We start from the raw sequence: 12,470 nt of genomic DNA on the forward strand, positions 1-12,470 counted from the left end.
AACCATTGTGTTCGATTTGCAGATGAGGACCTCGCCAGCGAATTCCATTAGGGCCTGCAGGCGCATAACGACCTGCGAAAACGGGCCGGACATAAGCGTGCTGCCTTTACCTGAAACCCAAAAATCGCAACACTGTTTGCAATCCGGGAGGCGTCCACATAAGACCTTCCCTAGTAGCAAAGCCGTCTGCATAGCAGACCGGCTTCTTGCGACGGATTCCGATTTTGTTGCAGTAGCGACAGAAATTGACAAAAGTGTCTGGTTTGTCCGTTAGTGCTATCCGTGAATGGCTTTAATGGCCTTTCAAGAACTCTGGTTTCGATTGGCGGTTGCTTCTTGGCATGGATTTCGCTTAAAAGTATAAGCCGTTGAAATCTTATCGGAGTATTGTCATGCGCAAATTTATGAAATCGATGCTAGTCCATTGAACCAATGAAATTGCACTGATCTAATGGTGCATGGGCAAAATGAATCTGAGTGAAACCGAGCGCGAAGAGCTGATGTCGATGCAGCGCAGCCGAATTCTGTCGCTCAACTGGTTGCGTGTTTTCGAAAGGGGGGCGAGTGGTTGTGTGCGCAACGAACGGATGATGCATGAAGTGCCCGACATGGCAAGATGTGCACTGCGAGGTGATGAGCTGAAGGGCGAAGCAATTGGGCCTGATGTGGGCGGGCGAGACCGCAGCGCATTGCGCTGGACACAGTGCCGCACTGTGCGCAAGAACCCGGATCAGCTGCGGCAGTAATGCCTCCGGTTGATCATCGTGTACGCGAGCGTCTTGAGCGCGTAGTGCATGGCACTGATGCGCTCAAAGCGCAGCAGCAGGCGGCGGAAGGTATCTTCCCAGGCAAACACGCGCTCGATGGTTCCGGAGCGTTCTGCGAAGATGGCCGCATCGAAATGACGCTTGTGGCCGCGTTTGTTATGTTTGCCCGATGACGCGTGCCATGGCGGTGAGCCGGGGCAGCGCGTCACGCAGCAGGGACGATTCGTTGCGGTTGCCCGGCGCACTCACGAATGGCGCGATGATGTTGCAGTTGCGATCGCAGAAGGACACCACCTTGTCGCCCTTCAGATTCTGTGCCCGCTGTAGCCGAGGTTGTCGCCGCCCTTTCCTGGTCGCCGTCGTCGTGCCGTCGCCGTGGAGGGTCGAGAGGTCCAGGCGCTGGTCCCGATGAAGAAGATCGGCCGTGCCCGCGAAGACCCGGTCGATGCTGCCATCGGCCTGCCAGCGCCGCACGATCCGGTAGATGCGGGTGTGGTGGATTTCAGGCCGGCCCTTTGTACTCGTTTCGATCGGCAGCATCTTCCATTGACATTCCATATAGAGCGCTTTCATGACATATAACATCTTCTGTAACGGTAACGTCGGCGGTGGCCCGCGCCGGCCACGGCTCAGATGCGGCAAGATAAATTGCTCGAACTGCTCAACGGTCAATTTCGCGGGAATCGCCTGTCGGCCATGGTTTGCAGCCATTCGCGTCTCCACAAAGCCTTGACTTTAACCGCTCTGGCCTCGCCAACTGCCCAAGCCATTCCCCATCGGGCCCGCAGACAAATTCGATCCCTTCGGAAAACCCGCAACCAGTTGTGTAAGTGTTCACGAAAAATCGATTTGAAAATCGGGGCCGTACTTGTTTAGCAGTGCGTTAAGTTCGGTGTCGATGGTCTCGCGCGTCCATGTCAGGGCGCTTCGCCATCGGTATTTCAGGTGCCGCCATACGATCTCGATCATGTTCAGTTCAGGACTGTATGCCGGCAGGTAGAACAGGACCGTCTTATGTTCAAGAAGCCAACGTTGCCGTGTTTCCTCGCTGATACCGTGATGGATGCTCGCGTTGTCCAGCACGATTACAGTGGGCACTCCGGCGGTGCCCACGAGCACGCCGTCGATGAAGTGCTCGACATTCGGGGCTTTGATCGTCCCGCTATGCGCGGCGTGGATCAGCGTGTTCTGGCCGAAGTCCAGCGCGCCGATCACGCTGCGACGGCAATGATGATTCGGCTCGACCTGATGGGGCAAACCTCGTGGTGACCAGCTGCGCTGGACAGGCGGCGAAGCATGGAAGCGCGCCTCATCAAGGTACAACAACCGCACGGCACCCTCGCGCGCGGCCTGCTGGAGCTTCTCGAGTGTGCCCTCTTTCATGGCGAACGCTTCTTCATTGCGCTTTTTTTGAGCGAGTAGCGGTTGCGCTTGAACGAAAAACCGTTGCGCTTGAGTGCTTCACCCAGCGTTTCGATCTTGCAGGGCAGCGATTCGTTAAGCGCGGCTTCGACGCGTTGTGCGATGCGCCCCAGCGTCAGAGGTTCGGAGGGTGCGATTTCAAGGGCTACGGCAATCTGCGCTTCAGTCAACAGCGCATGCCGGCCGCCGTTATGGGCGCCCATCAAACCGCATATGCCACGCTCGCGCCACGCGTGCGACCAGTTGTAGACGCTTTGACCGCTCACGCCCAGGTCGGCCGCAATGGCACGGGGCTTGAGGCCACGTCCGAGCATCAGCAGGCCTGCCGCACGTGTGCGTGTATCTTGATGACGGTGATTGATCGACATCTGCTGCAAAGTCAGCTCCTCGACAGCCTCCAGCACTACCACACACTTCATCCACCACCCCGGCATCAGTGAAAACGCCAGGTTAGCCAAAATCAAACGGTTTTACCAGGAACACTTATATGCCGTCCTATGTCATTCGATGTCCGAAAAGCCTGCCTGTCGCGTTTCAGACTTCCTCCGTCGATCGGCCGAGAAACCAACATGCCTGAAGAACATCTGCCGACGCTGCCGATGTGGCGCGTCAATCATATTGAGCCCTCGCCGCAGATGCTGGCGCTGCTCGCCAAGGGGGCGATTCACCGCGTGCGCTTCCCGTCCGGACACGAAGGCTGGTGGGTCACCGGCTACGATGAGGCGAAGGCCGTGTTGTCTAATGCCACCTTCCGCCCGGCTGGTATGCCGCCGCGGGAATTCACGCCGGATTCGGTGATCCTCGGCTCTCCGGGATGGCTGGTCTCGCACGAGGGCGTCGAGCACGCCCGCCTGCGCATGATCGTCGCCCCAGCTTTCAGTAATCGCCGAGTGAAACTGCTCTCTAGGAATGTCGAGGCGATCGCTTCACGGCTGTTCGACACGCTAGCGGCACAACCACAGCCCGCCGACCTGCGGCGGCATCTGTCATTTCCACTCCCGGCCATGGTCATTAGCGCGCTGATGGGCGTTCCCTATGAGGATCATTCCTTCTTCGCTGGACTGTCCGACGCAGTGATGACGCATCAGCATGAGAGCGGCCCGCGCAGCGCATCGCGTCAGGCCTGGGGGAAACTGCGCACTTACATCCGCGCGAACCTGCAAGCAAAGCGCAACGATCCTGGCGACAACCTGTTGACAGATCTGATGACTGCTGTCGATCAAGGCACTGCGAGCGAGGAGGAAGCGATCGGTCTGGCTGCCGGCATGCTCGTGGCAGGACATGAGAGCACGGTGGCACAAATCGAATACGGCCTGCTTGCCCTGTTCCGGCATCCGCAGCAGCGCGAGCGTCTACGCGCGGACCCGTCCTTGGTGGAGAAGGCGGTTGAGGAAATCCTGCGCCTGTATCCGCCCGGTGCGGGTTGGGACGGCATCATGCGCTATCCGAGAACCAGTGTGACCATCGCCGGTATGCACATTCCTGCGGAGAGCAAGGTATTGGTCGGCTTGCCTGCGACATCGTTCGACCCACGCCATTTCAGCGACCCCGAAGTATTCGACATCGAGCGCGACGCGAAGCCGCATCTAGCGTTTTCCTACGGCCCGCATAACTGCATCGGCGCCACCCTCGCCAGGCTGGAGCTGAAGGTGTTGTTTGGCTCGATCTTCCAGCGTTTCCCCGCTTTGCACTTGGCGGTGCCCGTCGAGCAGCTCAAGCTGCGTAAGGAGATCATCACCGGTGGCTTCGAGGAATTCCTTGTGCTCTGGTGAAACCCTTTGCAGACAGTCGAAATCTCGATTATCAAGCACCTGTAAAGGGTACAGCCAGCATTTCGTTGGCATCGGCTAAGAGGTAGATGACCAAGATGGAGATGCACGACACTAATTCAGAATGTCAGGATGCCTTCGCGAAGTTGGCGTCGCCCGCGTGCATTCAAGATCCCTATCCGTTCATGCGATGGTTGCGTGAGCACGATCCCGTGCATCGTGCTGCGTCCGGGATTTTTCTCGTGAGCCGCCATGCGGACGTCTATTGGGTGCTCAAGGCCACTGGCGACGCGTTTCGAGGGCCGGCGCCAGGTGAGTTGGCTCGATACTTCCCTCGCGCTGCCACCAGCCGTTCGCTCAATCTGTTGGCTTCCACACTGGCCATGAAGGAGCCGCCGACCCATACGCGCCTGCGACGGCTTGTTTCGCGCGACTTCACTGTACGCCAGATCGACGGTTTGCGGCCGAGCATCGCGCGGATCACGAGTACACGCCTGGATGGCATTGTGCAGGTGCTGGAGCGGGGTGAAGTGGTCGACCTGCATAGGGAGTTTTCGCTGGTCCTGCCCATGCTGGTTTTTGCTGAGTTGTTCGGCATGACGCAGGCGGATATCTTCGATCTTGCCGCCGGCATCGGCGCCATCCTGGAAGGCTTGAGCCCACATGCAAGCGACGCCCAACTCGCCGCAGCGGACGCGGCGAGTCAGAAGGTCGAAGCCTACTTCAGCGCGCTGATGGAGGAAAAGCGCGACACGCGCGGGCAGGACATCGTGTCTGCGCTGGTTGGCGCGCATGACGGCGATGCCGACGTGCTTTCCGATGCGGAGCTGATCAGCATGCTGTGGGGCATGCTCCTAGGTGGCTTTGCGACCACCGCCGCGACCATCGATCACGCAGTCCTGGCCATGTTGGCATATCCGGAGCAGCGGCACTGGCTGCGGGGCAATGCGGCGTCCGTGAAGGCGTTCGTCGAAGAGGTGCTGCGCCGTGACGCGCCGGCCATGTTCAGTTCCATTCCGCGCATCGCCCAGCGCGATATAGAGATCGGTGGCGTGGTCATTCCGAAGAATGCCGACGTGCGCGTGCTGATCGCGGCCGGGAACCGCGATCCGGACGCTTTTGCCGATCCTGATCGCTTCGATCCGTCGCGCTTCCATGGCACCAGCCCAGGTATGTCGACTGAGGGCAAGGTGATGCTGAGCTTTGGTCACGGTATCCATTTCTGCCTCGGCGCGCAGTTGGCAAGGGTGGAGTTGGCCGAATGCCTGCCACAGATAGATGCGCGCTTGCCAACGCTCGCGCTGGCGAGCGAGCCGGTACGAGAGCCATCCGTATTTCTCCGAACGTTCCGTTCGCTACCGGTGCGGTTGAAATCTCCTGGAGGCTGATATGCGTGTTATCGTCGATGAGAATCTGTGCGGAACCACAGGGCAGTGTGTGCTGACGCTGCCGAGCGTCTTTCATCAGCGCGAGGCGGACGGGATCGCTGTGGTATGCCTGGCAACGGTGCCGGAGGAACTGCGCGAGGCTGTTCTGCTCGCGGCCAGCCAGTGCCCAGTCGCTGCGATACGGATCGTCGCCACCGCCCCTGGCGAGCCAGCCGTACAAGCGACCGGGCCGGGGCGGGTGACGTCAAATGACGGCATGGGGGAGACGATGAGGCGACTTGAAGGCAAGGTTGGGGTGGTGACTGGCGCGGGAGCCGGTATCGGCAAGGCATGCGCCGAGGCCATGGCGCGCGAGGGCGCGCGGGTGGTAGTCGCCGACATCGATGCCGCGAGCGCTGCGGCATGCGCCGCGCATATCTGTTCGCACTCGGGCGAGGCACTGGCGGTCGGCACCGATATCGCCGATGAAGGGGATGTGGCCGTGCTGTTCGAGACGACGGCGCGCCACTTCGGTGGCCTGGACCTACTGGTCAACAATGCCAGCGCCATGCAACTGACCCCGCGCGATCGGGCGATTCTTGACCTCGACCTGACGGTGTGGGATCAGACCTTGGCGACCAATTTGCGTGGCACGCTGCTGTGTTGTCGGCGAGGCATTGAGTACATGCTCGCCCGAGGCGGCGGCGTGATCGTGAACATGTCCTCGTGTCAGGGGCTGAGCGGCGACACTGCGCAGACCGCCTATGCTGCATCGAAGGCGGCAATGAACATGCTTTCGCTATCGCTCGCCACGCAGTACGGCCACGCGGCAATCCGTTGCAATGCGGTGGCCCCGGGGCTGGTCATGACCGAACGCCTTGCCGCAAAGCTTGACGACGCCATGCAGCGCCACCTGATGCGGCATCAGTTGCTGCCGCGCGTTGGCTGTCCCAACGATGTGGCCGCGTTGGTGGTTTTCCTGTTGTCGGATGACGCGGCGTTCATCACTGGCCAAGTCATCTGCATCGACGGCGGCATGCTGGCGCATGTGCCGACGTATGCTGACGGCGGCAACGTACGACGGAAGCAGGCTGCGGATAGCGCTGTTGAGTCATCCGCTACCAGGCCGGTGTAATGAACCTGCTGCTCAATCCGTTCGATCGTCGCTGCTCGCGTCAACACGACTTTCCGGAGATGCAGGGCGCTTACCCGTGGGTGGGGCATCTCCCAGCCATTGTGCGCGACCTACCGGCCCTCTTGCGACGGGCGGAAGCCATGCTCGGCAACCACTTCTGGCTCGATTTCGGTCCCGCCGGGAGGATGCTGACCTGCGCGCATCCAGACGCGTTCGCATTGTTGCGACACCGGGATGTATCCTCGGCGCTGATCGGCGAAATAGCGCCAGATCTGATGGGCGGAACGCTGGTGGCCCAGGACGGTGAAGCGCACCGGCGGGCACGTGACGCGGTCAAATCGGCGTTCCTGCCGAAAGGTCTGAACCAGGCGAGGATCGGCGAGCTCTTTGCGTCACTCCTGAAGGTGCAGGTGCAGCAGTGGCGCGATATGGGCGAGGTTGCCATCCTGCGGGAAACCAGCGACCTGATGCTCAAGCTGATTTTCAGCTTGATGGGGATACCTGCGCGGGACATTCGACAATGGCGCCGGAAATACAAGCAATTGCTTCAGTTGATCATTGCCCCACCGATCAACTTGCCTGGCCTGCCATTGCGGCGCGGTCGTGCCGCGCGCTCGTGGATCGACACACGGTTGCGTGAGTTCATCCAGGATGCGCGTGCCCATGCTAAGCGCACCGGCCTGCTCAACGACATGGTCGGTTTGTTCGACCAGAGCGGACAGGATCTCTCCGACGATGCCATGATCGCCAATATCCGCCTGTTATTGCTTGCCGGACACGACACCACGGCCTCGACGATGGCCTGGATCGTGATCGAGTTGGCGCGTCAGCCGGCGCTGTGGGAAGCCTTGACCGAAGAAGCCCAGCGCTTGGGTGATGTGCCGATCCAGCAGGAGGACCTCGCCCGGTGTCCGGTCGCTGAAGCGTTGTTTCGCGAGACACTGCGGGTTCATCCGGCGACCACGTTGCTGCCACGGCGTGTGCTTCAGGAATTGCCACTTGGCGGACGCCACATTCCCGCGGGAACCGTCCTGTGTATCCCGCTGCTGCATTTTTCGAGATCTGAGCATCTGTATGAGGCGCCTGAGGAATTCCGCCTGGCGCGATGGCTGCAGCGAACGGAGCCCATCCGGCCAGTGGACATGCTTCAATTCGGTACCGGACCGCATGTTTGCATCGGCTACCACCTAGTGTGGCTGGAACTGGTGCAATTCTGCATTGCCCTGGCGCTCGTCATGCAAAAGGTCGGAGTGCAGCCACGCTTGTTGAGCAACGTCGAGAAGGGGCGGAGGTACTACCCGACCGCGCATCCGTCCTCCGCCATCCGTATAGGCTTCTCGTGAGGCAGCATTCATCGATTCACGGGAGGGTGTGAGGCACATGCATTCCGAACCCACGATGCACGACGAACGATCAGGCGCTACTCATGCCGGCGAGTTAGGTACGCTCACGCCCAGCATACTTGGCTTACCTTGGCCCAAGCCGTGGATGCGGGCGGGCGCCGTGCGGGTCGAACAGGCGCTGGCCCGCCTGCTTCCAACCGCAGACGGGGCCGAGACCGATTTGATCGCCGCGATGCGCTATGCTACGTTGCAGGGCGGAAAGCGGACTCGCGCACTGCTCTGCTTGGCTGCCGGCGCGTTGAGCGACGCGCCGGCAGCCGCCCTAGACGATATCGGCGCTGCCCTTGAGATGGTACACGCCTGTACTCTGGTCCATGACGACTTGCCCGCAATGGACGACGACGTGCTGCGGCGCGGCCTACCGACCGTCCACGTTCAGTTCGGCGAAGCGACCGCGATCCTGGTGGGCGATGCGCTGCAGGCGCACGCGTTTCTGACCCTCGCACAGCTGGACGCGCCCAGCGACACCCGTATCCGCCTCGTTCGCGAACTGGCGCAGGCTATCTCCACCGAGGGGGCGGCCGGCGGACAGGCCCTGGATCTCGCGCTGGTCGGAAAGCGTGTCGCTCCGGAACGGATCATCGCAATGCACAAGATGAAAAGCGGTGCGCTCGTGCGTGCCGCTCTACGCATGGGGGCGCTGTGCGCGCTACCGGAGAATTCCGCGCATGATGCGTTGTACCGGGCGCTCGATCGCTTCAGTTCTGGCTTCGGTTTGGCCTTGCAGGTGGTCGACGACATTCTCGATGTCACGGAGGACACAGCGACGCTCGGCAAGACGTCCGGCAAGGACGCTGACGCGCAGAAGCCGACCTGCGTATCGATCATGGGACTGCAGGCATCACGCCAACTCGCGCTCGATTTGTACCGGGACGCTGAACAAGCCATCGTCCCGCTGGGACCGCGCGCGCAACAACTGGAGCAGATGCTGCAGCGGGCTGCCACGTGTCTGCGTTAGGCATGCGTTGCCTATGAGCCACTCGGATTCATGCTGGTTTCAGGCAGCGGTGGGCTAATCGGCGGTATGGACTTCCCGTGCCCTGCCGCTGACGGCGATTCGAGACTGAAGCAGACGCGCGCAGCCAAGAGGTCGGCGTTCCTATAGTGCCGGAATCGATGTGTGGCGCTGGTTCCAGCCCTGCCTGCGCCGCAGTCGGATTCACTCATCGCTTGCAGTGCCCATCAGGACAAATCGATGTTGCAATCACTTCCCGAGCAAATACTCAGCGAACTTCGCCATCTTCTGGGCGAAATGAGTGATGGCGGCAGTGTCGGACCTTCAATCTACGATACTGCGCTGAATCTGCATTTCCAGGCTGATTCGAGCGAACAGCGCGAGGCGTATCGCTGGCTCCTGGCTCAACAGCATGCCGATGGAGGGTGGGGAAGTCCCGACTTCCCCTTGTTTCGTCACGCGCCCACGCTGGCGGCCTCGCTGGCCTTGCATCGGGCCGATCAGTTCCCCGAGCGGGCTGATGCTGTGCGCGCCGCGCAGGCATTCCTGTTACGACAGCCGGACCCCTATCTGCATGCAGTGCCCGAGGAGGCACCCATCGGAGTAGAGCTGATCCTGCCGCAACTGTGCGACGAGGCCGGGTCCTTGTTGGCTGAGCTGGCCATGCCGCGACATGCCGCGCTGCGCCCGCTGCGGCAATCCCGTCTGGACAGGCTCGCAGCCATGCCTGCGCTGCCAACCGGCCATCCGCTGTTGCATTCCTGGGAGGCGTGGGGGAGCTCGCCGGACGAGGTGGAACTGGATGCTAACGGCAGCATCGGCATCAGTCCCGCGGCAACGGCCGTCTGGCGCCATCGCGCTGTCGAGGCGCTCGCTGCGCAGCGCGTCGGGCTTGCCAACGCTTATCTGCTCGCCGCAGCGCGCGCGACGCAGACGGGCATCGACGCGGTGGTTCCCAACGTCTGGCCGATCGATGTCTTCGAGCCGTGTTGGGTATTGTACACGCTGCATCTGGCCGGCCTGTTCTCTCATCCTGCGCTCGCCGACGAAGTAAGCAAAGGGATCGCACGGCTCGAGCGTTGCATGAGCGCACGCGGCTTGGGGCCGGCATCACACTTCGCTGCCGATGCGGACGACACGGCGATGGCTTTGTGCGTGCTGAGCCTCGCAGGGCGTGAACCGTCTGCCGAGCCGTTGCGCCAGTTCGAAAGCGGTGATCTGTTCGTCACCTTTCCCGGCGAGCGCAATGCCTCCGTGTCTACCAACATTCATGCGCTGCATGCCATGCGCAAGCTGGGGAGACCCGCGCCCGGAGCCGGTGCCTTTGTTGAGGCGAACCGCACTGCGCGTGGAATATGGGAAAGCGACAAATGGCATGTGTCGTGGCTCTATCCGACCTCGCATGCCGTAGCCGCGCTGGCGCATGCCAGTCCGCAATGGCGCGACGAGCGTGCGCTGGTGGCGCTGCTCGACGCGCAGCATAAAGATGGCGGTTGGGGGAGTGGTCGCTCCTGCACCTTCGAGGAAACGGCGTATGCCTTGTTCGCATTGCGGGTGAGCAGCGACAGAGAGGATCAGGCTGGCCGCCAGCGCATCTCCCAGGCGGTGGTGCGCGCACTGGACTGGATGCTCGCAGGTTATGCGCCGCGGTCGGTTCCTCAGACTCCGCTCTGGATCGGCAAGGAACTGTATTGCCCGCTGCGGGTGGTGCGTGTGGCCGAGCTCGCAGGTCTTTGGCTGGCGCATGGCTGGGCTCGGCATTCCCGCACGGACGACCCGGGGGAGGCGCGGTAATGCAGGCGGAACGCGCACTAGACCAGGTCATGGAGTACGGCGGTCGCTTGACCGGCTTTACCGAGGAGCATGCAGCGGAAGCGATCAGGGGCGGCCAGTACATCCTGCAGAGCATCCATAGCGGCCTGCTTGGGGTCAGTGTGCGGACCGGCCGCGATCCGTGCGACGAAACGCTGATCCTGGCGTTCTATCGCGAACTGGCGTTGTTATTCTGGCTCGACGATTGCCACGATCGGGCGCTGCTTAACCCACGCCAGCTTGCTGCCGTCGAACAGGCGCTCGGCCAGGGTACACCCTGCACAGTCGCCGGTTTCGAAGGGGGGAATGTGCTGCGCGCTAGCTTGGCTGGATTGGCCTACGATCCTCGCGACTACACGCACCTGCTTGCCGATACCCGGCATTATTGCGCCGCCTTGCGTGCGGGAAAGGCTCAGACGCAGGGTACCGAGGGCTGGTCGTATGCAGAACACCTGCAGAATGGCATCGATTCGATCGCCTACAAAAACGTGTTCTGCTGCCTGTCGTTGTTGTGGGGGTTGGACATGGCGAGCTGGCGCATGCGGCCGGATTTCTGCCATGCCTTACGGCTCATCTCCACGATAGGGCGTGTGCAGAACGATCTGCATGGATGGGCGAAGGATTTGCGGGTGGGTGAAACGGACAATGTGGCGATCAGGCTCAATCGATGCTATCCCGATTTGCCTGTGCCCCAGTTTCTCAGGGACGAGTTGGCCGGCCATACGCGCCTGCTGCATCAGGCGATGGCGGAGGGGAGCTTTCCCGCGCCATGGGGACAGTTGTTCGACGTTATGCTGACCATTCGCACCCAGTACTACCAGACCTCAGTCAGCCGCTATCGCGACGGGGCCGAGGGCGCAGGTGAGGTCGGACGGAATTCGTGGAGGCCAACGGGTTAAGCGGCGATCTGATTCTGCGCATTTCGGCGAACGTGACGCGATTCGATCTTCTTAATCAACACATCTTCCCCGGCGACTTCGTCAACGTGACAGCGCCCTCGCCACCCCGGAGATCAGTATCAACAGGGCGGTCATGTCATTCTCCAATCAGAAAGACGCATTGATCAACAAGGCACTTCGAGAGCAGCCGCCCTCGAACTCACCGAACTGCGATGGCTTGAGCCTTGCAAGGCTAGACGCTCAATCAATGGGAGCGGGTTCGCGCGGCAATGTCCCGAAGACCGTTGAAGGTTGGGACGGCGGGAGTTGCATAGGTTAGGGGGGCTTTGTTCAAGAGGGCCGCTTGCGCGGCGGCCGTGGGTCGGGTAGAAAGAGTCCGGTGATCTATCCGACGTGCATCGTAGGCTGCAATAAGTGTGTCACCGCCTTCGTACCAGCAACAGGTGGCAAGACGCGATCGCAGGTCAGAGAAAGGTCTCCTGGCCGCGCTGCAGAAACCGCAGCGGCGGGTCCGGCGCCACGATCGGCACGAGCAGGCGGCCGCCGGCGTGGTGCCTTCCGGCGCTTGCCACCTGTGTTCGCCGCGCCGTTGCGGAAGGGACCGTTTTGCGCCAGGATCGGATGGCCCCGACTTCCATCTGCCCGCATGGCCGACTGCTTCGAACTTGTTGCCCTCGCACTGCCCGCCGGCTGCGCCCCCGAAAGCTTGCCGCCGGCGGTCGCCGCGTTCTTCGCCGCCTGCTGGCCGGGGATGAGCCGCGCCCAGTTGCTCGACCGCGCCCGCCGCCTGGCGCTGCGCGTGTCGCTGCGCGCGCGACCGGAACCCAGGCCGGAGGGTGTGCGGCTGTATGCGCTGGTGCTCATGACCGGGGCGGTGAAGGCGGAGCTGGTGGCCCACGTGCGGCGGTTCGCGCGCCGCCGCGGTGGCGGGCGCGCTAACA

At 61.8% G+C, this 12,470-nt stretch carries 13 protein-coding genes; 9 read left to right on the forward strand and 4 right to left on the reverse strand.

All coding sequences use genetic code 11. The features are described from left to right. The first annotated feature begins 467 nt into the window (after positions 1–467). Positions 468–746, forward strand: coding sequence for a hypothetical protein (locus BMI01S_RS34285; protein WP_167334446.1), 279 nt, complete (start codon positions 468–470; stop codon positions 744–746). Here BMI01S_RS34285 and BMI01S_RS43500 read toward each other — a convergent pair. The 4 genes from BMI01S_RS43500 to BMI01S_RS34305 all read right to left on the reverse strand — a co-directional run bounded on the left by BMI01S_RS43500 (position 731) and on the right by BMI01S_RS34305 (position 2,653). Beyond that, positions 731–856: a hypothetical protein gene (locus BMI01S_RS43500; protein WP_255217846.1), complete on the reverse strand. Its 126-nt coding sequence runs from the start codon at positions 854–856 to the stop codon at positions 731–733. The two genes, BMI01S_RS34285 and BMI01S_RS43500, sit on opposite strands and share 16 nt — an antisense overlap. A gap of 67 nt (positions 857–923) precedes the next feature. After that, positions 924–1,478 (reverse strand): transposase, encoded by a 555-nt coding sequence (locus BMI01S_RS34295; RefSeq protein WP_244145488.1) that lies wholly within the window; start codon positions 1,476–1,478, stop codon positions 924–926. A gap of 123 nt (positions 1,479–1,601) precedes the next feature. Further along, positions 1,602–2,150 carry an IS630 family transposase gene (locus BMI01S_RS34300; RefSeq protein WP_081723606.1) on the reverse strand — a complete coding sequence of 183 codons (549 nt, stop codon included), beginning with the start codon at positions 2,148–2,150 and terminating at the stop codon, positions 1,602–1,604. Next, the gene (locus BMI01S_RS34305) at positions 2,147–2,653 is read right to left on the reverse strand and encodes a helix-turn-helix domain-containing protein (protein WP_244145487.1); all 507 of its coding nucleotides are present in this window, start codon (positions 2,651–2,653) and stop codon (positions 2,147–2,149) included. Before BMI01S_RS34305 ends, BMI01S_RS34300 begins: the two co-directional genes overlap by 4 nt. 105 nt (positions 2,654–2,758) lie before the next feature. On the opposite strand from BMI01S_RS34305, the gene BMI01S_RS34310 reads away from it, so the two are divergent. The 8 genes from BMI01S_RS34310 to BMI01S_RS34345 form a co-directional block, all read left to right on the forward strand. After that, on the forward strand, positions 2,759–3,961 hold the full coding sequence (locus BMI01S_RS34310) for a cytochrome P450 (RefSeq protein ID WP_028232767.1): 1,203 nt from the start codon (positions 2,759–2,761) through the stop codon (positions 3,959–3,961). Between the two features lie 86 nt (positions 3,962–4,047). Further along, positions 4,048–5,346 carry a cytochrome P450 gene (locus BMI01S_RS34315; RefSeq protein WP_208461030.1) on the forward strand — a complete coding sequence of 433 codons (1,299 nt, stop codon included), beginning with the start codon at positions 4,048–4,050 and terminating at the stop codon, positions 5,344–5,346. A 1-nt stretch (position 5,347) separates the two neighbouring features. Further along, on the forward strand, positions 5,348–6,460 hold the full coding sequence (locus BMI01S_RS34320; RefSeq protein WP_081723605.1) for a glucose 1-dehydrogenase: 1,113 nt from the start codon (positions 5,348–5,350) through the stop codon (positions 6,458–6,460). Beyond that, entirely contained in the window at positions 6,460–7,803 is a 1,344-nt protein-coding gene (locus tag BMI01S_RS34325) for a cytochrome P450 (RefSeq protein WP_028232765.1), read from the forward strand. Before BMI01S_RS34320 ends, BMI01S_RS34325 begins: the two co-directional genes overlap by 1 nt. A gap of 145 nt (positions 7,804–7,948) precedes the next feature. After that, positions 7,949–8,821, forward strand: a complete 873-nt coding sequence (locus BMI01S_RS34330) for a polyprenyl synthetase family protein (protein ID WP_208461031.1) — start codon at positions 7,949–7,951, stop codon at positions 8,819–8,821. Positions 8,822–9,058: 237 nt separating this feature from the next. Beyond that, the gene (locus BMI01S_RS34335; RefSeq protein WP_208461029.1) at positions 9,059–10,612 is read left to right on the forward strand and encodes a prenyltransferase/squalene oxidase repeat-containing protein; all 1,554 of its coding nucleotides are present in this window, start codon (positions 9,059–9,061) and stop codon (positions 10,610–10,612) included. Further along, positions 10,612–11,529 (forward strand): terpene synthase family protein, encoded by a 918-nt coding sequence (locus BMI01S_RS34340; protein WP_028232762.1) that lies wholly within the window; start codon positions 10,612–10,614, stop codon positions 11,527–11,529. The genes BMI01S_RS34335 and BMI01S_RS34340 overlap by 1 nt, the downstream gene beginning before the upstream one ends. Positions 11,530–12,175: 646 nt before the next feature. Next, positions 12,176–12,470, forward strand: a 295-nt coding sequence (locus BMI01S_RS34345; RefSeq protein ID WP_042292338.1) for a hypothetical protein, incomplete at its 3' end; no start/stop codon positions are given.

Origin of the sequence: Paraburkholderia mimosarum LMG 23256 = NBRC 106338 (assembly GCF_000739815.1) — a bacterium.
GTDB lineage: Bacteria > Pseudomonadota > Gammaproteobacteria > Burkholderiales > Burkholderiaceae > Paraburkholderia > Paraburkholderia mimosarum.